The following is a 19,386-nucleotide window of genomic DNA, read 5'->3' as shown; positions in this document are numbered from 1 at the left end:
AAAGGAAAACAGACATATACCCCTTCAAGCGCACGATTTATTTATGTGAGCAATGCAATGAAAAAAGAGAAAGGCGTGACGCTTTAAGAACAGTAAAACGCGGCATCCGCAAGCCATTTCATTCAACATCATTTTTTAAATATTAAGCGAGGTCATTATGTCTGTTGAGTTAAAAGTATTTGGTGGTGCTTACTTCCCAAAAGATAAAGCATTAAAAAAACACCCTGATTTAAAACCACTTGCCATCGCGGTAAACGCGTCCACAAAAGCCATCGCTGAAGCTGTTATTTTCGGTAAGCTGGCGGCTGAACATCCTGAACATATTGATGATTTCTTTAAGGTGAAAATCTGGGAGCACCGTGAAGATTTACCCTGTCCGGAGCTGGATGCATTCTCTACTGATTTTTTTAGCACGGTTGCCGTCTGGAATGTAAACGTAGGTGAACCAGCTGCGGCACCCCAATCAGAAACTGATGAAAAAGCCGATCGGGAAGACAACCAGGCACAGGAAGAAGTTAAAACCGTTGCGCGGCTCGACCAGACATCCCGGGCAGCTTGCCTTGCACTGTTCGGCCCGGTTCCTGGAATCACTGAGGCGCAGTACGGCCAGATTGTAGACCTGGTTAATGATGATGCTGGAAGCTTTACCCGTGAACTGACAGAAGCACTGGCGAAAGAACCCCGCGCTCTGTCGCTGGCGCCGGAACGCCAGGAGCAATTACTGGCCTGGGTACGCGAGAACACAAAAGAATCATCACAATGGCCTGACATTAAAAAGCAGATCGCCAAGTGGCTCGACACGCCAGTAGATAAGCGCCCACAAGCTACCACCATCACCGAAGAAAGCCACACAGACTCGGGCGCCACTCTTGGAGGCGGCAACAAGACCGACCGTAGCCCTGATCTGGTTCATAACCTTTCGACTCTGCGTATCGAAGTAGCGGTTGCAATTCTGAGCATGTACGACGAGATCGACATTTACTGGATCCCTAACAGATTCATGATGGCCGCGAAAGGAATGGCAGAAGCAGCGCAGGATCCCCAGTTCACTGCATGGTGGGCACAACTGCGCGGCACGCCTGGCATTCTGGACTATTCCCGCGCGGCCATCATCGCCTTGATCAAATCTGCGCCTAAAGACCTCTGGCTAAACCCGATCAAATTACGTGAGTACATCAATCGCGAACTGGTTGAATCGAATCATGCGAAGCCAGATCAGAAAACCATAGATATTGCATGCAAAGCGAAACCCCGCGTTATCCCAGAGGAAAAGACAGATGATAAAACCCAACCGTCGATACAGAGCGAAACTCTGCCACCAGCAGTTTGCCCGGGAAAAGCTGCGCAGTTCGATAAAGAGCTTAAAGAGGCATTCACACAGAATGCAAAGCCAGCGCCGCAGGCCAATGAGCAGCCGCGCGTAGAGAACCTGGGCGATGGTATATTTTCAGTAGATACTTTGATCAACAACACCTCAAATGAAGTCGAAAAAGAGGAAGTACAACCAGCATTAAGTGGCCGCGAAACTGAAATTGCTCAGGCGATTAATGATCTGATTTCCGGGCGTACCAATATCATGGGAAAAGAAGAAGCAGAAGGCGTAGTGAAGTGCACCGGCCATAGTGTTTCCGACGTAATACCATTGTTGATGACTGATATAGCCACAACTGAATATTGCCTCTCACCTGATTTCTCAGACGAAGAAATTCACGATGTGGCAACGACGCTGCTCGATAGTTGGTCTGACGATATTAGCGTGCGTCAGAAAATCGCGCTTGATGCAATCGTGGAATACCGTCGCCCTGAACAGCCAAAACCGGTAGTGCTCGATCCACCGGTTGTTACTGCAAAACCTCAACAGACACCTGAACAGCAGCCTGAAGCAAACAGTCAGCAGACATCCCTCTCCTACCAGCAACAGCTAACGATTGCAGCTCTTCAGGGCCTGTGTGCTAACCCCGCTTACTGCAATCAGTACGATGATTTGCCGATCATGGCAACAGAGCTTGCGCGAAGTGTTGAAAGCATCATTCAGCAGGAAGGTTCAGGTGCTACTGATTAATCGCAGCGCGAACGACAGCATAGGCGGGCCAGCATGCGCCGCCGCACTCAAATCGCATTATGAGAAATTCGGAAATCATGGACGTAGCCATACCCAAACGTTTTACACAGTAATGGTAGGCAAACAGAAAGTGATCGTAGAGGTAATTAACAGACGCCGTAGCTATGTTGCCACCGCGATGCTAGGAGCCCGGAACATAAAACGAATGGCTGATCTGGGTGATTTCTAAAATTCAACTCTCTCCAGCTGCAATGTCTATTATGCAGCTGGTCATCGTGAGTAGTGGTTATGACTGATGACATTTTAACTAACGATGCAATTCGTAAGCTGACCGGGTACAAACAACCCAAGAAACAATGCGCATGGCTTGCCTCAGCCGGGATCTGGTTTAAAGAAGATCGCAACGGTTATCCCAGAACCACCTGGAACCATGTGAACAATCCGATCGCATTGAGGATGGTACCTGACGTAAAAACTGAGTTAAATACTCCAAACTTTGATGCAATGTAATGGCTGGTAAACGAAAAAATCCTTCTGATGCAATTCTCCCCTCGCGTGTCTACCGGGGGAAATCAAAATACGAATTCCACCCGGCAACGGGTGGATCCATAAACTTGTGTCCTCTGGATTCACCAGTATCTTTAATTTGGGCCAAGTATGAGGCAGCGCTGAAAGTTATCGAAGAGAAAAAGAATCTGTCTGGACTAATCGATGATTTTTTTGCCAGCGCCGATTATCACAAATTAGGCAATGAAACCCGTAAAGATTATATAAAATACTCACGCAAGCTGATCCCGGTGTTTGGGAAAATGGATCCAGATAGCGTTAAGCCCCAGCACATCAGGCAATACATGGATAAACGAGGCGTGGCCGCACCCGTGCAGGCGAACAGGGAAAAAGCGTTTCTAAGCAGGGTCTACGGATGGGCTTACGAAAGAGGCATGGTGAAAGGCAACCCATGTAAGGGAGTAAGGCAATTCAAAGAGGAAGAACGTGAAAGATACGTTACCGATGAAGAATACTATGCGCTTTATGAAGTATCGCCGACGGTCGTCAAAGTAGCCATGGAATTGGCTTATCTTTGCCTGGCACGTCAGGGGGATGTACTCGCTGTGCAAAAAAACCAGCTATTACAAGAAGGGATTTTTATCCGCCAGGGTAAAACCGCAGCAAAGCAGATCAAAGCCTGGTCTGAACGTTTGTTAGCAGCTGTAGAGCTTGCAAAAACATTACCGCTTAAAAATGGAATGTCCAGTGTTTACTTGATCCATCAGTTTAATGGTCGCCGCTACACACGTGACGGCTTTAATAGTCGCTGGCAACAAGCGAAAGAAGAAGCTCAAAAAAAACATCCTCACATGCTTTTTGATTTTACGTTCCACGATCTAAAGGCCAAGGGTGTATCGGATCTGGAAGGAAGCCTACAGGAGAAACAGCAAATTTCCGGACACAAAACTATCACGCAAACGGCACGTTACGATCGAAAAGTAAAAATTGTGCCAGTGGTAGGCGGGCAAAAATAAGAAATGATGTTAGGAAGGATGTTAGGAAGGATGTTAGGAAACTGGATTTCAGGCACAAAAAAACCACCTTTCGGTGGTTTCACGACACTGCTTATTGCTTTGATTATTCTGCTTTTTCCCATGGTAGCCGGAGTGGGACTTGAACCCACACAGCGCGAACGCCGAGGGATTTTAAATCCCTTGTGTCTACCGATTCCACCATCCGGCCAGGGAAGAAAGTGGAGGCGCGTTCCGGAGTCGAACCGGACTAGACGGATTTGCAATCCGCTACATAACCGCTTTGCTAACGCGCCTTAAATCTTTTGTCTTTCGACCTGCACCCGCAAACTGCCGATGCATTAATCTGGAGCGGGAAACGAGACTCGAACTCGCGACCCCGACCTTGGCAAGGTCGTGCTCTACCAACTGAGCTATTCCCGCATGTTATCAAGTAACTATTTAACGACTTGCTAAGCACTTGATTTCATTATCGTCCGGCTTACTGTGCCGCCGTTCGATGCGTTGCATTCTACTGATATGACGTTATGAGTCAACGTTATTTTTTGCATCTCAGGATCGTTTGCTGAAAATTAAGCCGAAACGATCACTGTTCAAGCAAATCACCGCGAGCAGCGTTCAAATATTGCAGCATTGACCACAATGTCAGCACCGCCGCAACCCACAGCAGACCAATGCCGGCCCACTCTACCCAGGCATTCGGACGCCACAGCATCCACACCAGCGCCGCCATCTGCGCAGTGGTTTTAACTTTACCGATCCAGGACACCGCCACGCTGCTGCGTTTACCCAGCTCCGCCATCCACTCCCGCAGGGCAGAGATAATAATCTCACGGCCAATCATGGTCGCGGCAGGCAGCGTCACCCACCAGGTATGATAATGTTCCGCCACCAGCACCATCGCGATTGCCACCATCACCTTATCCGCAACCGGATCGAGGAACGCGCCAAAGCGGGTACTCTGGTTCCAGCGACGCGCCAGATAACCGTCAAACCAGTCCGTCACGGCGGCAATCAGGAAAATAAGCGCACAGGCAAAAGGCGCCCAGACGACCGGCAGGTAAAATGCCAGGACGAAGAACGGAATGAGCACAACGCGAAAGAGAGTAAGCAACGTAGGGATATTAAATCGCATGATGACGGTAACTGTCTGTTGTCAGTAAAATTTAGCTCTATGTTGCTACAGAGCCCTCAATGTTTCAACGAGTAGTAGATCTTTTCTGCCAGCCCTTGCGAAATACCCGGCACTTTTGCAATTTCTTCCATACTGGCGTTGAGTAATCCTTGCAATCCGCCCATATACTTCAACAGCATCTGGCGACGTTTTGGCCCGACGCCTTCAATCGTCTCAAGGGTACTGGTATTTTTCACTTTCGCCCGTTTTTTGCGGTGTCCGCTAATGGCATGATCGTGCGACTCATCTCGGATGTGCTGGATCACGTGCAGTGCAGGGGAATCTGGCGGCAGGCTAAAGCCCTCGCCTTCCGGCTCAAAGAACAGCGTTTCCAGGCCAGCCTTACGATCTGCCCCTTTCGCTACCCCTAGCAGCAGCGGATGGTTCTTATCCCACTCCACGTCGAGCGATTCGAATACCGCCTTCGCCTGCCCCAACTGCCCTTTCCCGCCGTCGATAAGGATAACGTCCGGGATTTTGCTCTCTTCAATCGCTTTACCATAGCGACGGCGCAGCACCTGATTCATGGCGGCATAATCGTCACCGGGCGTAATGCCGGTGATGTTATAGCGACGATACTCTGCCCGCAGTGGGCCATTGGCATCAAAGACCACACACGACGCCACGGTCTGCTCACCCATCGTATGGCTGATGTCGAAGCATTCCATGCGTTTCACTTCCGGCAGCTTGAGCAGCGTAGCAAGGGCGGTTAAACGCTGGCTGACGGTCGACTGCTGGGAAAGTTTGGTGGTCAGCGCCGTGGCGGCATTGGTTCGCGCCAGCTTCAGATAACGCGCACGATCGCCGCGCGGTTTCGTCTGGACATTCACCCGGCGGCCTGCCAGCTCTGAAAGTGAGTCCGCCAGCAGGGTTTTATCGTCCAGCGTGAAGTCGAGCAGGATCTCCGAGGGCAGCGTACGCATCTGGCTGCCCTGCAAATAAAACTGGCCGACAAAGGTCTCCACCACTTCACCCATCTCAGTCCCGCCCGGCACTTTCGGGAAGTAACTGCGGCTGCCGAGCACTTTGCCCTGACGAATAAACAGCACGTGAACGCAGGCCAGGCCGGCGTCAAAGGCAACGCCGATGACATCGAGGTCGTCGCCCGTATTGGAAACAAACTGCTTCTCGGTCACCCTGCGCACCGCCTGGATCTGGTCGCGGATGCGTGCGGCCTCCTCAAATTCCAGCGCCGCGCTGGCTTTTTCCATGCGGGTAATCAGTTGCGTCAGCACCTGATCGTCTTTCCCGGCTAAAAACAGGCGGACATATTCCACCTGCTGCGCGTACTCTTCTTCGCTCACCAGCCCTTCAACGCATGGTCCCAGGCAGCGGCCAATCTGATATTGCAGGCATGGCCGGGAGCGGTTGCGATAAACGCTGTTTTCGCACTGGCGAACAGGGAAGATTTTTTGCAAAAGCGCCAGCGTTTCCCGCACGGCATAACCGTTCGGGAAGGGGCCGAAATATTCTCCTTTCGCATGCTTAGCGCCACGATGCATCGCCAGCCGCGGGTGCGTGTCGCCGCTCAGGAAGATAAACGGATAGGACTTGTCATCACGCAGCAGAACGTTGTAGCGCGGCTGATACAACTTAATGTAGTTGTGCTCAAGGAGCAGCGCTTCCGTTTCCGTGTGCGTTACGGTGACATCAATGTTGTGTATAAGTGCGACCAGCGCTTCGGTTTTACGGGAGGCAAGGTTGCTGCGGAAATAACTTGAAAGGCGTTTCTTCAGATCTTTCGCCTTACCGACATAGATAACCGTACCGCCAGCATCATACATCCGGTAGACGCCTGGCTGGCTGGTGACGGTTTTCAGAAATGCTTTTGAATCGAACGCTTCACTCACTGACTTATTAACGACTCCGCATTGCACAAACCATGGCGAATGGCCAGGTGAGTCAGTTCGACATCACCGTGGATGTTCAGTTTACTGAACATCCGATAGCGATAGCTGTTGACCGTTTTCGGGCTGAGATTCAACTGCTCAGAAATCTCATTCACCTTCTGACCTTTAGTGATCATCAGCATAATCTGCAATTCGCGCTCAGACAAACTGGCAAACGGAGATTCCGTTTTTTCCGGTTCAATCTGACTCAACGCCATCTGTTGAGCAATATCAGAAGCGATATAGCGCTGCCCTGCGTGAACGGTGCGGATCGCATTGACGACTTCCTGCGGTGCAGCACCTTTACTGAGATACCCCGCAGCCCCCGCCTGCATGACCCTGGCGGGCAGCGGATTTTCGGTATGGACGGTCAGCATGATGACTTTGGTATCAACGAACATGCGCGCGATTTTGCGCGTGGCTTCAAGCCCGCCAATACCGGGCATGTTCATATCCATCAGCACCACGTCTGCGGAGTTCGCGCGACACCATTTGACGGCATCTTCGCCACAGCACGCCTCGCCGGCTACTTTAATACCCTTTATATCTTCAAGAATGCGTCGTATCCCTGCGCGCACCAGTTCGTGGTCATCAACAAGAAGGACGTTGATCAAAGGAAATGTCTCCAGAATAGGGATAACGCTACTGACTGCTAATTGGGTTTATATTAACGGTTTTCCATGCAAGATTAAAACGCTAAAAAATCGGCTATACGATTCGGGTCTCGTTTTTGGAAATTAGGCTGTACAGTAAGTGGAAAGAAAACCCATGTGTACTGGGCTTTACCGCTATTTTTTTAGCACCAGCATTCAAAAAGCCACCAAAACATTTGTTAACGTAAACTAAAAAATGCTCTCATTTTTTTGTAACAACAATTAACGGATGGCGTACCGGCGATAAACATTTAATTGTCGCTAACATAGTGGGCAGATTACCTTCATAATCCGCACCGGCCAATAATCAATACGCGTAAAAGTATAAAAAACAACCACTGCATTTTTTGCCGCAGCTTGTGGTATACTCCGCCGCCTTAACTTTCATCGTCGCGCTCATGCGCTGTTTTATAATGAGGAAAATAAATGAGCACACCTGAATTTGCCACTGCCGAGAATAACCAGGAACTGGCACAGGAAGTAAACTGCCTGAAGTCGCTGCTGACGCTTATGCTACAGGCGATGGGCCAGGCTGATGCTGGACGTGTGATCATTAAAATGGAAAAACAGATCGCGCAGATGGAAGATCAGGCGGAATCCGCTGTTTTTGCCAATACAGTTAAGCAAATTAAACAAGCCTACCGCCAGTAACAAAAAAGGCTGGATGCAATGCATTCAGCCTTTTCCTCGTCTGACACGCAGAACGTGATATCAGTCAAATAAGCCCAGTCGCCGCGGCATAACACGCTATCTGGATCTTATTCGGCGCGTTGAATTTCTTCTGCATATTCTTCTGATGGAAGTTGACGGTATTTTCCGAGATGGAAAGAATGATGGCAATTTCTGCCGACGTCTTCCCTTCTGCGGTCCACTTCAGAATTTCCCGTTCACGCTTGCTGAATTTCATTTCCGGCGGCATCACCGTCTCATGTTCAAAGCGCAACAGTGTAGTGAGCGCCATCTGAACCAGCATTTGTAAACGCAGCTCAATTTCTTCACTGGATATCGAGTGTGCCTGTAAGCTAGTACATGACACGGAGAGGAAGCCGAGCGCATGATTTGGCAGCATCAGACACTGGGTTATTCCCTTACGTAAACCGTGGTCCCGCGCGCCGTCCCATAATTGCTGGGCATCCGTGAATAATTCATCCGTCCAGGGCAAATGACCCTGAATGAAATTCTCCGGCTTCAGTACCGGGTCAATGGCGAAATAATTCTCGGATTGATATTGCGCCATCCATTGTTGCGGATAACTGGAATGGACGGATGTTCGCGGGCGGGTAAATGGCACAGGGTGTCGAACACAAAGCGCATAATAATCGAATTCAAGCGCCTGCGTTTGTCGCTGAAGTTCCTGATATACCTCGTCAGCACAGGTCATTTCCTGAAACCGGAGGACGCATTCCCGTCGCCAGGTGAAAAAGTCTATATCCCTCATACTTGCCGAATGAAGCCTCTGATAAAGATAATCATTATTATGGTGAATATAACCTAACACATAAAGCAGGATCATTTATATAAAATATCGACCACAGACGGATTATCTTTAATTTGGCGATGGCTTATCCACATCGGGCGTAATAAAAAATCAACAAAACTGAAGTTATGGGAGGATAATTTGCTCCAGAAGCGACATCTGGAGCAAATTGAGCGTGAAAATGCTACTGCATTAAGAATTTTTCAAGGAACTGGCGGGTTCGAGGCTGCTGAGGATTGGCAAACAGCGCCTTAGCTGGCCCCTGCTCTACTATTCGCCCCTGATCCATGAAAATTGCCCGATCGGCAACGTCGCGAGCGAAGCTCATTTCATGCGTCACAATCACCATCGTGCGTTTTTCCTGCGCCAGCTGTCGGATAGTGTTAAGCACTTCCCCGACCAGCTCAGGATCGAGTGCGGATGTGGGTTCGTCGAACAGGATCACATCCGGGCGCATCGCCAGCGCGCGCGCAATGGCGACACGCTGCTGCTGCCCGCCAGATAACCGACGCGGATAGCTCGTCTCCTTCCCGGCCAGGCCAACCTTGGCCAGCAGCTCGCGGGCGCGGGCCGTCGCGTCTTCCTTTGGTTCACCCTTTACGATGACCGGGCCTTCAATAATATTTTCCAGCACCGTACGGTGCGGAAAGAGATTAAAGCTCTGGAATACGAAGCCAACATGCTGACGCAGGCGGCGAATCAGCCCTTTTTGCTGGCTGATGGGTTTCCCGGTATCAATGGTGATATCGCCCACGCGGATCGTCCCACCTTCGGGCTGCTCAAGCAAATTAATGCTGCGCAACAGCGTGGTTTTCCCTGACCCACTCGGGCCGATAATTGCCACCACTTCGCCCTGCTCAACCTCAAGGTCGATGCCGTGCAGCACCGTTTGCCCGTGGAATTTTTTCACCAGGTTTTTGACGTCAATTGCAATCATTTTGGATCTCGCTCCTGGCGGTTAAGCTGGTTTTCAAAATAGTTTTGCAGGGCGGACAGCACCGTCGCCATCACCCAGTAAATCAGCGAGGCCGCCAGATACATGGTAAACACTTCCAGCGTGCGCGAGGTGATCAGCTGCGCCTGACGGAACAGCTCCGGCACTTGAATGGTCGCCGCAAGCGAGGTGTCTTTCACCAGGCTGATAAAGCTGTTGCTCAGCGGAGGTAGCGCCACGCGCGCCGCCTGGGGCAGGATCGCCCGGCGCAGCGTCTGCCACGGGGTCATCCCGATACTGGCCGCTGCTTCCCACTGTCCTTTATCGATGGACGAGATCGCCGCACGCAGCGTTTCAGAGGTGTACGCCGCCGTATTCAGCGACAGGCCAATCATCGCCGCCGGGATCGGATCCAGCTCGATACCGAACTGGGGCAGCCCGTAGTAAATCATAAACAGCTGGGCGATAAGCGGCGTTCCGCGAAACACGGAGATGTAAAACCGCGCCAGCCACCGCACCGGCCAGACGTTCGACATGCGCATCAGTGCCAGCACAAACCCGAGCACCAGCCCGAAGAACATCCCGCCGATACTGAGCTGTAAAGTAAACACCGCGCCCTTAAGCAAGAACGGCAGCGAATCAATAACCAGTTGAATACTTTCTTGCATTATTATTTTTCTACCTGATTTTTAGACATGGGGATGATAGGCAAACAGCGCAGGCGCCCCGCCAGTATGAACAAACAAAATGGGTCCTTCATCCTTAAAGCGCTTGCGGGCGATACCGTCGATAAGGCCCGCCATCGCCTTACCGGTATAGACCGGGTCAAGCAGAATACCTTCGAGGCGGGCCAGCAGCTTAACGGCCTCCATCCCTTCATCATTGGGGGTACCATAGCCCGGCGCGAAGTAGTCATCCCACAGCAATATTTCCGCCTTCGCCTGAAGCGCAAGCTGTTCTGCCACCGCCTGTTGCAGGGTGACGACTTTCGGCTTTTGATCCGCAACGCTTCTGGAAACCGTCACGCCAATCAACTCTACGTCCGGCATCAGTTGCTCAAGCCCGACCGCTAAACCGGCATGGGTACCCGCGCTGCCGGACGCCACTACCACCGAGGACAAACTCACCGCGCCTTCGCACTGCTGGGCGATTTCCAGCGCGCTCTCAACATAGCCGAGGGCACCAAGCGCATTCGAGCCGCCAACCGGGATGACGTACGGACGAAAGCCCTGCGCTTCCAGGCGCGTCGCCAGTTCATCAAGCTGTGCAGCCGGGTCAGTCAACGCGTCAACCATTTCAACTTGGACGTTGAACAGATCCAGCATCAGGCGGTTACCGTTAGTCAGGTAATTCTCTGCCTGCGTGCCAATCGGGTTCTCCAGCAGGGCTACGCAGTGAAGGCCCAGCTTCGCCGCCACTGCCGCCGTCTGGCGAACGTGGTTAGACTGAATTGCCCCGGCGGTGATCAGCGTATCCGCGCCCTCGCGCAGGGCATCGGCGGCGAGAAATTCCAGCTTGCGCAGCTTATTCCCGCCCATCGCCATGGGCGTCACATCGTCACGCTTAATGAAAATATCGCGCCCCAGATAGTCAGAAAATCGCGGCAGATACTCCAGCGGCGTGGGTGCGCCGATAAATTCCAGACGGGGAAAGCGCGTTAAATTCTGTAGTGACATGGTTCCTCCGGTCACGCAAACAATTGTTATTTCATTATGCACGCAGACGCGCGAGAAATAAAAAAGGCGCTTTTAAAAGCGCCTTTTTTTGTCGGTCAGAGACTTATTTCGTCACGTCTGCGCCGAACCACTTCTCAGAAAGCGCCTTCAGGCTGCCGTCTTTCTGCATTTCAGCAATGGCAGCATCAATGGCTTTCAGCAGATCTTCGTTACCTTTACGCACCGCCACGCCGGACTCCTGACGGGAGAATGCATCGCCCGCGACGGCCAGGGTATTGTTGGTTTTCTTCACCAGATCCAGCGCTGCCAGGCGGTCAACCAGAATGGCGTCTATACGGCCTACGCGCAGATCCTGGTATTTCGTCGGGTCATCATCATAGGTGCGGATGTCCACGCCCTGCACGTTCTGGCGCAGCCACTCTTCGTAGTTGGTGCCCAGACCGACGCCGACTTTCTTACCTTTCAGATCCGCGGCGGATTTGATGCTGCCTTCGTTACCTTTCTTCACCAGCGCCTGGATACCGGACACGGTGTACGGCGTAGAGAAGTCATACTTCTTCTTACGCTCGTCAGAAATGGTCACCTGGTTAATCACCACGTCGATACGTTTGGAATCCAGTGACGCCAGCATACCATCCCATTTGGTCGGTTTCAGGGAGGCTTTGACGCCGAGATGCTTGGCCAGCTCTTGCGCAAACTCCACTTCAAAACCGGTCAGCTTACCGTCGTCGCCCTGGAAGCTGAACGGAGGATAGGTTCCTTCCAGCCCAACCAGCAGCGTGCCGCGCTCTTTGACTTTGTTGAGCAGATTATCTGCCGCGAACGTTTTCACGCTCATCCCCGCGACCAGCGCAACGGCCATCATCCCCATCAGCGCCTGACGACCCAGAACTGCTAATTTCATAAGTACTCCGATACAGTGGAATTTTTGAGTAGTGTAGAGAAATCGCCTGCAACGTCAAAGGCGGCTGCGCTACATCTTATTCTTTTTTAATATATATCAGAAGTTGTTCCGGCGTGGACTTTCTGCTTTATGACGCCCGGCATCTGGACTTTATATTGCGCGTACTTTCGCAGCGCGATGCGGTAATTGTTGGTACTGGTGGCGGGCAGCCAGGGCTCCAGATTTTCATCCAGGTATCCGGTCGTCAGCAGATCGCGGGAGATATTTTGCATGGTCAAATGCTGACCCAGGCGGCGCAGGCGAACCACGTATTCACGCACGGTGCCGTGACTCATCTCCGTTTGTTCAAACAGGAACTGCTTGAAGCCGATAATATCGAAGAAGTCGCTTTGCTCTTTGCAGTGGAGATCGCCACAGAAACGGCAAAGCGCTACCCACTCTTTTTGCTCTTCAAGCCAGGCGGCTTCATCCATCAGCGTGTCGAGGCGGGAAATCGCAATCTTATTCACGATTTCACCGCGACGAACCAGCGTGATGCGGTCGAGTAATTTTTTACAGTGGGCGCAATGCGTCTGGCTGTGTTTAAAGTCTTTCAGGTAGCGGCTTAAAGGCCGTCTTTTAGATTGCTGCACCGTCATGATAACTCCTGGTTGTCAATACGTTGTGCGGCATTTCCAAGGCGAATGACTCACCTATAACTTACCCAGTTTTGTGCGCAGGCGTTTAATGGCCTGGCTGTGCAGCTGGCTCACCCGTGACTCGCCCACCTCCAGCACGGCGCCAATCTCTTTGAGATTGAGCTCTTCCTGGTAATAGAGGGTTAACACCAGTTGCTCACGTTCAGGTAAAGCTTCAATCGCTTCCATCACGCGCTGGCGTAAATTCCCTTCCAGTAAGTGGTGTAACGGGTTTTCTTGCTGATGTTCATCCGTCACCAGCTCGATGCTATCGCCATGCTCTTCGCGCCACTCATCATAAGAGAAGAGTTGGCTGTTATTGGTATCGAGCAACATCTGGCGATACTCTTCAACAGGAATGCCCAGACGCTCCGCCACTTCGGTTTCCGTCGCGTTGCGCCCCAGTTCCTGTTCCAGCTGCCCCATCGCATGCGCCACTTCGCGCGCGTTGCGGCGAACGCTGCGCGGCACCCAGTCGCGGCTGCGCAGCTCGTCCAGCATCGCACCACGAATACGCTGCACTGCGTAAGTCGTAAATGCCGTTCCTTGCAGAGCGTCGTACCGGTCAACTGCATTCAATAACCCGATACCGCCCGCCTGTAGCAGATCGTCCAGTTCCACGCTCGCCGGCAAACGCACCTGGAGGCGCAATGCTTCGTGACGCACCAGCGGAACATAACGCTGCCACAGCGAGTGTTTATCCATTACACCTTCAGCGGTATAGAGTGAATTCACGATAAACAGCCCTGCGTTAGTTGAGTTATCGGCATGATTATCCGATTCTGGAGGGGTTTTAATCGGGTGAATAGTGGGTGAAATGAGGGGTTATTTGGGGGGTTACGCTTGTGCGTGGATAGAAAAAACCCCGCCGAAGCGGGGTTTAAGCGTAATCAGGCGATTAGCCTTGCAGCAGAGACAGAACCTGCTGAGGAACCTGGTTAGCTTTGGACAGCACGGAGTTACCGGCCTGCTGGATGATCTGCGCTTTGGACATATTTGACACTTCGGTCGCATAGTCGGCGTCCTGAATACGGGACTGCGCTTCAGACAGGTTGGTAGTGGTGTTGTTCAGGTTGGTTACCGCAGAGCTCAGACGGTTCTGTACCGCACCCAGAGAAGAACGGAATTTGTCGACGGACGCGATAGCTTTGTCCAGCAGAGCCAGTGGATCAGCAGTAGATGCGCCAGCGAACTCGGCGGTCGCAGTTGTCCCACTCAACTGAAGCGGGGTAGCAGCAGAACCAGTTGCAACGTTAGTTGGGGTTGGGGTGCCTTTAGTTGTGCCAGAGGTGTTAACAATTGCATCTTTACCGTCACCAGCTGTACCAGCAAGGAAGTTTTTACCCTGGATAGTAACGAAACCAACTGCATCGCCACTAGCGTTTGAAGCTACTTTGATGAACTGATCGCTGGTTGCGCCAGTTACACCGTTATCGCTGTCATCATAAGTTACGGTAGTTTTGTTCAGAGCCACTGAACCATCGCTACCTACAGAAACAGAGTAATTATCAGAACCGGAAGATACAACATAGGTACCAGTCGAAGCACCTGCTTTCTGTACGTTGTGCAGCGTCAGGGAGCTTGCGTCAACTTTCAGTGCGGAAGCGACATCTGACAGATCAACTTTAGACATGGTGCCGCTAGCGTCACCGATCTGAGTAATCGAATCACCCAGCTCCAGCGCATTTTTGGATACGGAGAAACCAGTCAGACCTAAAGTAGAAGAGTCAATCTTTTGCAGGTCGATAGAGATGGTCTGGCCGTCATTCGCGCCAACCTGAATCTTCATGGAGCCGTCTTTAGCCAGCACGTTCACGCCGTTGAACTGAGTCTGACCGGATACGCGGTCGATTTCGTCCAGGCGGGATTTGATTTCGTCCTGGATTGAAGACAGGTCAGAATCTGAGTTAGTACCGGTAGTTGCCTGAACGGTCAGTTCACGAACACGCTGCAGGTTGTTGTTGATTTCAGACAGCGCGCCTTCTGTGGTCTGTGCCAGAGAGATACCGTCGTTAGCGTTACGTGCAGCCTGAGTCAGACCTTTGATGTTAGAGGTGAAGCGGTTAGCGATAGCCTGGCCCGCAGCGTCATCTTTCGCGCTGTTGATACGCAGACCAGAAGACAGACGCTCGATAGAAGAAGACAGAGCGGACTGGTTCTTGTTGATGTTGTTCTGAGTGATCAGCGAGAGGCTGTTGGTATTAATGACTTGTGCCATGATTTCGATTCCTGTTGTTCATCAAATCTGTTTGGTTAGATTTGGGTTTCCACCCTTCGGCTTCATCGCCGTCAAAGGTGTTATCGTCTGGTCCAAACCAACCTTTAGATTTTTTTTCAGGATCGCGTTAATTTTTTTAGCCACGGAAAAGCTCTTCTCTATTACCGTTATTCCCGCCATTAAAAAAAAGAAATTAACCGTAAACTTTCCCCCATAAAAGCCGATAACCCCACTATTCGTTCTACGTGTCGATAGATTAAGGAATAAATATGGCAAGTATTTCATCATTGGGGATCGGTTCGGGTCTTAAGTTAGCAGACATTCTGGATAGTCTGACCACGGCCGAAAAAGCACAGTTGACGCCGATAACCAAACAACAGTCATCTTATACCGCCAAGCTTAGCGCTTACGGCACGTTGAAGAGTTCGCTGGAAGCGTTTCAGACTGCAAACACCGCGCTGAATAAAGCCGACCTGTTTACGGCGACCAGCACGTCGAGTAGCTCCACGGCATTCAGCGCCACCACTACCGGCAGCGCGATTGCCGGTAAATACACCATCAGCGTGTCGCAGCTGGCGCAGGCGCAAACCCTGACGACCAAAAACGCACAGCCGGATACCAAAACGGCCATTGCCACGGCTGACAGCAAGATCACCTTTACCGCCGGAAACGGTAAAGATCCGGTGACCATCGATATCAGCGCGGCAAATTCCTCGCTGACCGGCATTCGCGATGCGATTAACAAAGCTGACGCCGGCGTGACCGCCAGTATTATTAACGTCGGTAATGGTCAATATCGTCTGTCCATCACCTCCACCGAAACCGGAGCGGACAACGCGGTCAGCATCAGCGTAAGCGGCGATAGCGCCCTGCAATCCTTTATGGGTTACAACGGCACCAGCACCGATGCCAGCAACGGTATGATGGAAAGCGTTACCGCGCAAAACGCGAAGCTGAAGGTGAATAACGTAGATATCGAAAACAGCAGCAACACCATTAGCGATGCGCTGGAAGATATCACCCTGAACCTGAACGACGTCACCACCGGTAACCAGACGCTGACGATTACTAAAGATACGTCTAAAGCGGAAACGGCGATGAAAGCCTGGGTGGATGCCTACAACACCCTTCAGGACAGCTTTGCATCGTTAACCAAATATACGGCGGTTGATGCGGGCACAGATGCGCAGGATTCCAGCAACGGCGCCCTGCTCGGAGACACTACGCTGCGTACTATCCAGACGCAGCTGAAAACCATGCTGAGCAACACCGTCGGCGGAACCGCCTATAAAACGCTGTCTCAGGTTGGCATTACCTCAGATCCAAGCACGGGCAAGCTGGAGCTGAGCAGCGAAAAGCTGAAAAAAGCGCTGACGGATAACCCGTCTGCGGTGAAAGATCTGGTTGTAGGTGACGGAAAAACCACCGGGATCACCACCACCATGGCCACCCATCTGACTGACTGGCTTTCCAGTAAAGGCATTATCCAGGCAGCCAAAGATGGCGTCAGCAAAACGCTGAACAAGTTAACGGATCAATATAACGCCGTGAGCGAACGTATTGATGCAAGAGTGGCGCAGTACAAAGCCCAGTTTACCCAGCTGGACGTACTGATGACCTCGCTGAACAACACCAGCAGCTACCTGACGCAGCAGTTCGAAAATACGTCCAGCAACAAGTAGTAAACGCTAATCAGACCCGAGGGGGATAACATGTACGGCGCAAAAGGCACGCAGGCCTACGCAAAGATAGAAGTTGAAAGCGCGGTGATGAGCGCCAGCCAGCAGCAGCTGGTAATCATGCTATTTGATGGAGCCCTCAGCGCGCTGGTACGCGCGCGTCTGTTCCTGGCAGACGGTAATATCCCGGCAAAAGGGCTGGCGCTCTCAAAAGCCATCAACATTATCGAAAACGGGCTGAAGGTTGGCCTGGTGGAAAATAACGATGATGAGCTTACGCAAAACCTGATTGCCCTTTATGCCTATATGGTACGTCGCCTCCTGCACGCCAACGTGAATAACGACGCCAGCGCCATCGAAGAGGTGGAAAACCTGCTGCGCAATATCGCTGACGGGTGGAAGGAGGTTGCCGGTACGCCACAACTGATGCAGGACGCCGTCTAATGAGTAACGCACCGCAACTTTATGCCCTTTATCAGCAACTCCTTGAGCAGAGCCAGTTGATGTTGCGACTGGCGCGGCAGGGACTATGGGATGATCTAATCATCTGTGAAACCGACTATGTTAATGCGGTGCACTCACTGGCTCGTCTCACTCAGGAAAGTGAACCTTCGATGCAGATTCAGGAGCAGCTTCGCCCGACGCTGCGGGTGATCCTGGACAACGAAGGCCAGGTAAAAACATTGCTGCAAGCCAGAATGGATGAGCTGGCGAAGCTGGTTGGGCAATCCTCCATCCAGAAAACCGTTCTCTCCACCTACGGTAATCAGGGCGGTCATGTCCTGGTTCCGCAAAGTAATAGCGATATTAATTAGCCATTTAACTGGCGGGCAAGCGTTAACCGTTTCGTTCGCCAGGCATTTCTGCCAAACCTGCTCCATACTTGAGTTTCGCGACCTCATGGAGATGGTGCATGCGCAACCCAACACTTTTACAATGTTTTCACTGGTACTACCCCACCGGCGGTGAATTGTGGCGAGAAGTCACGGCATTAGCCCCCAACCTGAACGAAATCGGCATTAATATGGTCTGGTTACCCCCGGCCTACAAAGGCGCATCCGGCGGCTATTCCGTCGGGTATGACTCTTATGACCTTTTCGACCTCGGTGAGTTTGACCAGAAAGGCAGCGTCGCCACCAAATACGGCGATAAAGCCCAACTGCTGGAGGCCATCAACGCCTTAAAAAGCAACCAGATTGCGGTGCTTCTGGACGTGGTGGTCAACCATAAAATGGGGGCCGATGAAAAGGAACCCGTCCGCGTGCAACGCGTGGATGCTCAGGATCGCACCCAAATCAGCGATGAGATCATCGAATGTGAAGCCTGGACGCGCTACACCTTCCCCGTTCGGGCCGGGCAGTATTCGCAGTTCATCTGGGATTACAAATGCTTTAGCGGTATCGACCACATTGAAAATCCCAGTGAGGACGGTATCTTCAAAATCGTTAACGACTACACCGGCGAAGGCTGGAACGATCAGGTCGACGACGAGATGGGCAATTTCGATTACCTGATGGGTGAAAATATTGATTTTCGCAACCACGCGGTGACGGAGGAGATCAAATACTGGGCGCGCTGGGTGATGGAGCAAACCCACTGCGACGGCTTCCGCCTGGACGCGGTAAAACACATTCCGGCCTGGTTCTATAAAGAGTGGATTGAACATGTCCAGGAGGTGGCCCCGCAGCCGCTATTTATTGTGGCGGAATACTGGTCTCACGAAGTGGATAAATTGCAGCAATACATCAATCAGGTGGACGGCAAAACCATGTTGTTTGACGCGCCGCTGCAAATGAAATTTCACGAAGCGTCACGCCAGGGACGCGACTACGATATGAGCCAGATTTTCACCGGTACGCTGGTGGAAGCCGATCCGTTCCATGCCGTAACGCTGGTGGCCAACCATGACACCCAGCCCTTGCAGGCGCTGGAAGCCCCGGTTGAAGCCTGGTTCAAACCGCTGGCCTACGCGCTCATCCTGCTGCGTGAAAACGGCGTGCCGAGCGTGTTCTACCCGGATCTTTTTGGCGCCAGCTATGACGACACTGGCGGGGATGGTGAGACGTATCACATTGATATGCCGGTGATTGAACAGCTCCACGAGCTGATCCTCGCCCGGCAGCGTTTTGCCCACGGCGTGCAAACCCTCTTTTTCGATCATCCAAACTGCATTGCGTTTAGCCGCAGCGGGACAGAGGAGCACCCGGGCTGTGTGGTGGTGCTGTCGAATGGTGATAACGGTGAGAAGACGATCTGCCTCGGCGAGAATTACGGCAATAAGACCTGGCGGGATTTTTTAGGCAACCGCGAGGAAACCGTGACCACGGCGGCGGATGGCGAAGGGACGTTCTTCTGTAACGGGGGAAGCGTCAGCGTCTGGGTGATTGAGGACGCGCTGTAGTGCTGGAACAGTGCGGTCTTAAAGTGAACGGAATGACCACCAGAGCCGTATGTTCCCCCTCACCCCAGCCCTCTCCCTCCAGGGAGAGGGGGCCGACGGTGAAGGCATTATTTTGTGGAGAT

At 52.0% G+C, this 19,386-nt stretch carries 20 protein-coding genes and 3 tRNA genes; 9 read left to right on the top strand and 14 right to left on the bottom strand.

Features of this window, described 5'->3' with window-relative positions:
- Positions 1 to 157: 157 nt before the first annotated feature.
- From IM282_RS19325 to IM282_RS19310, 4 genes are read left to right on the top strand one after another with little or no spacing between them, the layout of a single operon-like run.
- Entirely contained in the window at positions 158 to 2,062 is a 1,905-nt protein-coding gene (locus tag IM282_RS19325; RefSeq protein ID WP_192970739.1) for an exodeoxyribonuclease VIII, read from the top strand.
- Positions 2,049 to 2,291, top strand: a complete 243-nt coding sequence (locus tag IM282_RS19320; protein ID WP_045324797.1) for a DUF4060 family protein — start codon at positions 2,049 to 2,051, stop codon at positions 2,289 to 2,291. Before IM282_RS19325 ends, IM282_RS19320 begins: the two co-directional genes overlap by 14 nt.
- A gap of 59 nt (positions 2,292 to 2,350) precedes the next feature.
- Entirely contained in the window at positions 2,351 to 2,572 is a 222-nt protein-coding gene (locus IM282_RS19315; protein ID WP_032619466.1) for a DUF4224 domain-containing protein, read from the top strand.
- A complete protein-coding gene (locus IM282_RS19310; RefSeq protein ID WP_063863693.1) occupies positions 2,572 to 3,585 on the top strand; it encodes a tyrosine-type recombinase/integrase in 1,014 nt (337 codons plus the stop codon). Before IM282_RS19315 ends, IM282_RS19310 begins: the two co-directional genes overlap by 1 nt.
- Before the next feature lie 121 nt (positions 3,586 to 3,706).
- Here the strand turns inward: IM282_RS19310 and IM282_RS19305 are convergent.
- The 6 genes from IM282_RS19305 to uvrY form a co-directional block, all read right to left on the bottom strand.
- Positions 3,707 to 3,793, bottom strand: a tRNA-Leu gene (locus IM282_RS19305).
- An 11-nt stretch (positions 3,794 to 3,804) separates the two neighbouring features.
- Positions 3,805 to 3,878 (bottom strand) — tRNA-Cys (locus tag IM282_RS19300).
- Positions 3,879 to 3,929: 51 nt separating this feature from the next.
- Positions 3,930 to 4,005: transfer RNA gene (locus IM282_RS19295), tRNA-Gly, on the bottom strand.
- A gap of 163 nt (positions 4,006 to 4,168) precedes the next feature.
- Entirely contained in the window at positions 4,169 to 4,717 is a 549-nt protein-coding gene (gene pgsA, locus IM282_RS19290) for a CDP-diacylglycerol--glycerol-3-phosphate 3-phosphatidyltransferase (protein ID WP_003859652.1), read from the bottom strand.
- A gap of 56 nt (positions 4,718 to 4,773) precedes the next feature.
- The gene (gene uvrC, locus IM282_RS19285; protein WP_023300478.1) at positions 4,774 to 6,606 is read right to left on the bottom strand and encodes an excinuclease ABC subunit UvrC; all 1,833 of its coding nucleotides are present in this window, start codon (positions 6,604 to 6,606) and stop codon (positions 4,774 to 4,776) included.
- Positions 6,603 to 7,259, bottom strand: a complete 657-nt coding sequence (gene uvrY, locus IM282_RS19280) for a UvrY/SirA/GacA family response regulator transcription factor (RefSeq protein ID WP_017384478.1) — start codon at positions 7,257 to 7,259, stop codon at positions 6,603 to 6,605. The genes uvrC and uvrY overlap by 4 nt, the downstream gene beginning before the upstream one ends.
- A 465-nt stretch (positions 7,260 to 7,724) precedes the next feature.
- Between uvrY and IM282_RS19275 the strand changes: the two genes are divergently transcribed.
- Positions 7,725 to 7,949 carry a DUF2594 family protein gene (locus IM282_RS19275; protein ID WP_003859644.1) on the top strand — a complete coding sequence of 75 codons (225 nt, stop codon included), beginning with the start codon at positions 7,725 to 7,727 and terminating at the stop codon, positions 7,947 to 7,949.
- Between the two features lie 64 nt (positions 7,950 to 8,013).
- Here IM282_RS19275 and sdiA read toward each other — a convergent pair whose 3' ends face one another.
- The 8 genes from sdiA to IM282_RS19235 form a co-directional block, all read right to left on the bottom strand.
- Positions 8,014 to 8,736 carry a transcriptional regulator SdiA gene (sdiA, locus tag IM282_RS19270; RefSeq protein WP_032622448.1) on the bottom strand — a complete coding sequence of 241 codons (723 nt, stop codon included), beginning with the start codon at positions 8,734 to 8,736 and terminating at the stop codon, positions 8,014 to 8,016.
- Between the two features lie 223 nt (positions 8,737 to 8,959).
- On the bottom strand, positions 8,960 to 9,712 hold the full coding sequence (tcyN, locus tag IM282_RS19265) for an L-cystine ABC transporter ATP-binding protein TcyN (protein WP_192970738.1): 753 nt from the start codon (positions 9,710 to 9,712) through the stop codon (positions 8,960 to 8,962).
- Positions 9,709 to 10,377 (bottom strand): cystine ABC transporter permease, encoded by a 669-nt coding sequence (gene tcyL, locus IM282_RS19260; RefSeq protein ID WP_022648540.1) that lies wholly within the window; start codon positions 10,375 to 10,377, stop codon positions 9,709 to 9,711. Before tcyL ends, tcyN begins: the two co-directional genes overlap by 4 nt.
- A 21-nt stretch (positions 10,378 to 10,398) precedes the next feature.
- On the bottom strand, positions 10,399 to 11,385 hold the full coding sequence (gene dcyD / locus IM282_RS19255) for a D-cysteine desulfhydrase (protein ID WP_022648541.1): 987 nt from the start codon (positions 11,383 to 11,385) through the stop codon (positions 10,399 to 10,401).
- A 103-nt stretch (positions 11,386 to 11,488) separates the two neighbouring features.
- Positions 11,489 to 12,289 (bottom strand): cystine ABC transporter substrate-binding protein, encoded by an 801-nt coding sequence (gene tcyJ / locus IM282_RS19250; RefSeq protein WP_023300481.1) that lies wholly within the window; start codon positions 12,287 to 12,289, stop codon positions 11,489 to 11,491.
- Positions 12,290 to 12,375: 86 nt separating this feature from the next.
- Entirely contained in the window at positions 12,376 to 12,927 is a 552-nt protein-coding gene (gene fliZ / locus IM282_RS19245; protein WP_023300482.1) for a flagella biosynthesis regulatory protein FliZ, read from the bottom strand.
- Positions 12,928 to 12,981: 54 nt separating this feature from the next.
- Positions 12,982 to 13,701 carry an RNA polymerase sigma factor FliA gene (locus IM282_RS19240; protein WP_003859623.1) on the bottom strand — a complete coding sequence of 240 codons (720 nt, stop codon included), beginning with the start codon at positions 13,699 to 13,701 and terminating at the stop codon, positions 12,982 to 12,984.
- 163 nt (positions 13,702 to 13,864) lie between these two features.
- On the bottom strand, positions 13,865 to 15,184 hold the full coding sequence (locus tag IM282_RS19235; protein WP_192970737.1) for a FliC/FljB family flagellin: 1,320 nt from the start codon (positions 15,182 to 15,184) through the stop codon (positions 13,865 to 13,867).
- A 269-nt stretch (positions 15,185 to 15,453) separates the two neighbouring features.
- On the opposite strand from IM282_RS19235, the gene fliD reads away from it, so the two are divergent.
- From fliD to amyA, 4 genes are all read left to right on the top strand, one after another.
- The gene (gene fliD / locus IM282_RS19230; RefSeq protein WP_023300484.1) at positions 15,454 to 16,866 is read left to right on the top strand and encodes a flagellar filament capping protein FliD; all 1,413 of its coding nucleotides are present in this window, start codon (positions 15,454 to 15,456) and stop codon (positions 16,864 to 16,866) included.
- 30 nt (positions 16,867 to 16,896) lie between these two features.
- Entirely contained in the window at positions 16,897 to 17,307 is a 411-nt protein-coding gene (fliS, locus tag IM282_RS19225) for a flagellar export chaperone FliS (RefSeq protein ID WP_063148558.1), read from the top strand.
- The gene (gene fliT, locus IM282_RS19220; RefSeq protein ID WP_006811148.1) at positions 17,307 to 17,678 is read left to right on the top strand and encodes a flagella biosynthesis regulatory protein FliT; all 372 of its coding nucleotides are present in this window, start codon (positions 17,307 to 17,309) and stop codon (positions 17,676 to 17,678) included. Before fliS ends, fliT begins: the two co-directional genes overlap by 1 nt.
- A gap of 98 nt (positions 17,679 to 17,776) precedes the next feature.
- Entirely contained in the window at positions 17,777 to 19,264 is a 1,488-nt protein-coding gene (gene amyA, locus IM282_RS19215) for an alpha-amylase (RefSeq protein ID WP_045622418.1), read from the top strand.
- Positions 19,265 to 19,386: the final 122 nt, after the last annotated feature.

Origin of the sequence: Enterobacter cloacae complex sp. P29RS, assembly GCF_014893445.1 — a bacterium.
Classification (GTDB): domain Bacteria; phylum Pseudomonadota; class Gammaproteobacteria; order Enterobacterales; family Enterobacteriaceae; genus Enterobacter; species Enterobacter intestinihominis.
Note: the sequence above shows the minus strand (reverse complement) of the source record. Positions and strands in the feature narration are given on the sequence as shown.